Annotated in this window: 3 protein-coding genes; all 3 read right to left on the bottom strand. The window is 52.1% G+C overall.

Going from position 1 to position 2,263, the window contains the following annotated elements; genetic code table 11:
- Nucleotides 1-121: 121 nt before the first annotated feature.
- Nucleotides 122-424, bottom strand: coding sequence for a hypothetical protein (locus ACWI0H_RS21430; protein ID WP_485876337.1), 303 nt, complete (start codon nucleotides 422-424; stop codon nucleotides 122-124).
- A complete protein-coding gene (locus tag ACWI0H_RS21425) occupies nucleotides 421-780 on the bottom strand; it encodes a hypothetical protein (RefSeq protein WP_485876335.1) in 360 nt (119 codons plus the stop codon). The genes ACWI0H_RS21430 and ACWI0H_RS21425 overlap by 4 nt, the downstream gene beginning before the upstream one ends.
- A 421-nt stretch (nucleotides 781-1,201) precedes the next feature.
- Nucleotides 1,202-2,263 carry a protein rep gene (locus ACWI0H_RS21420; RefSeq protein WP_485876339.1) on the bottom strand — a complete coding sequence of 354 codons (1,062 nt, stop codon included), beginning with the start codon at nucleotides 2,261-2,263 and terminating at the stop codon, nucleotides 1,202-1,204.

Here is a 2,263-nt window from a genome sequence, read left to right as displayed (position 1 = left end):
TTGTTTTTTCCCTAAGTGGATTTTTCGCCACTTTATTTCCATGTATGAACTTAAAGGCCCGCCGCCCTCCCGAGATGCCGCTAGGCTCGCATCATCACGGGAGTTTGGCGGGCCGAGTCGCTTAGGCTCCTGCAGTAACTTTCTGAGGTTTTGCACCTTTCGGGACAAACTGAATTACGGTTCCTTTGCTGGGCGCAAAGAAACCAAAAGGTACGCGAATATCAGAGCCTACAAGGGACTTGTAGATGGCTGGATCGTCAACGTTCAGCGTCACCAGCTCCAACCGTGTTTCGTTGCTGCCATCGGGCAGCGGGACACGCCCCACCAGTTGGATCTTATGCCGCTGGCTTTCTTCCCCTGTTTCTTTATTCACCTGTTTCTGGTCGAAGACGTGCTCCAGGCGACCGATGATTGAATACATCATAAATCCACCTCCTGACCTGTTTGAGCTGGGCCAGCGTCCCCGCCATTGTGGTTCCACCACTCATGCCAATCGCCAATAGCTACCCGCAGAAGAGCGTCAACCATAGCTGACGTGGGCATGTCATGTGTTGAAGCCATGCCCTGAATTTCTGTAACAAGATCAGGGCGCAGAGAAAGACTAATGCGCTGGCGGGTACCAGGAGGATCGTATGGTTCACCATGGATAGAGATCATTTCGATTACGTGCTGAATGGTGGGCTGAAAGTCACGGAGGTTAGGACCGAAAAGTGGATCGGTGCGCCGTGCAGCTACAGTGAACTGGTCAATAGGCTTGGGAGTGTGCTTGGTGTCGGTCATTGTGTAAGTCTCTTTTAGTATCACAGTATGTAATACGCATACTATGACGACCTTTGCAGGCCGTCAAGCTAACCCCTGTTTGTCATGGAGGTGCTGAGGCATTGCCACCAACGAACAGCGCCCAAGCTGCTGTGGCTGCCTGGGCGCGGTGGCCTGCTGGTTTGTCATGCGTTCGCTTCGCTCACCACCATCCAGTTATCAATGACGGGTAGCAGTTACACAGACGATCAAGTGTATTTCGTATCGTATTTCGTACCGTATTCCGTATTAATACGGAATACGGAATACGGAATTATCAAAGACCCGAGAGAGGGAGCAGCTACGCTGCACCCGAGGCGAGTGGTCAGACATAAAAAGCCCGACCATAGGCCGGGCAAGGGATCAATTAGACAAGGGCTATTGATCCAAGGGGGGTAAGTAGTCAGTCCGTGAGAGAATCACCGATAAACGGTACAGGCGCGCCCCAGGCGCGTTTCAGATGCCCACCAATGCGGTCGGCTGTAGAACGTCGGGTTTTCGTCAGGTCGTAGGCTTTGCCATTAAACCGATAAAACAGCTCAATATAGGGTTCGTTATCAAGCAGGTCATCAAGATGGGACTCGGGGACTTTCACGCCCCAGAACAGGCCAAAGGAGCCTTGTAGACGCTTACCGCGCAACAGCTCGAAGGCTTCCAGGTTGTGCTGAAACGACAGCTCAGAGAACTTGAGAGCGTACTTAAAGACCTCGGCGAAAGCGTCCACGATTTCGGGCACGATCTGCCCACTCTGGTCGATAATCTGAGAGATCCCGCCAGCAATGCGGCGGATATCAACGATGATTGAATCGCCGGTAATTTTTTCCCATTCGGTAACCAGCTTAGAGTGAACGATGTACTCATCCAGTAAGACCAGGCAGTGAATATGAGGATGCCAGCCTTTGCCTTGATTCTTATTAGTGACTTCATAGGAAAAGAAGGCACCCGCGACCTTTGAAAGCTCGGTTTTACCTTTCCCCTGGAGAGCATCACGGCGCTTTTTTTGGAGCCTGCGAAAAGAATTTTCTAAGTGAGCGTGACGTTCTGCCAGGTCATCCCCGTTCTTAACCGTGAAGGTTAGGAGAGCGAGTTTTAAGCGGGGGTTATCGGTCAATATCACCCGAAGGCGGTCAAGATACCGCTCAACCTGTTTGGACGCTCTACGGGCCGCACAGAAGGGGCAAACCAGATGCCGCTTACAGGTATAGGCAGCCGCTAGGCGGACTTCATCAACTCGGTAGTAATGATTGAACTTGAGCCAGGAGGCACACTGACGGAGATCAGCGCTTACGCGCTGCAAATCCTCGCGGTGAGTCAGGTCATTATGATCGGCTAACCACCGTTGGAACATGGCCGCTCGCTTGCGACGTTCCCCAAAGCGGTTTATCCTTTCACTGTGTTTTTGAATGCCCTGACCGGAGTTGCCCGCAAAGCTCTCATCCGGTTGGGGCATTGTCTTTTCTGCCAT

It is taken from the genome of Halomonas sp. NYA30, assembly GCF_976980765.1.
Note: the sequence above shows the minus strand (reverse complement) of the source record. Positions and strands in the feature narration are given on the sequence as shown.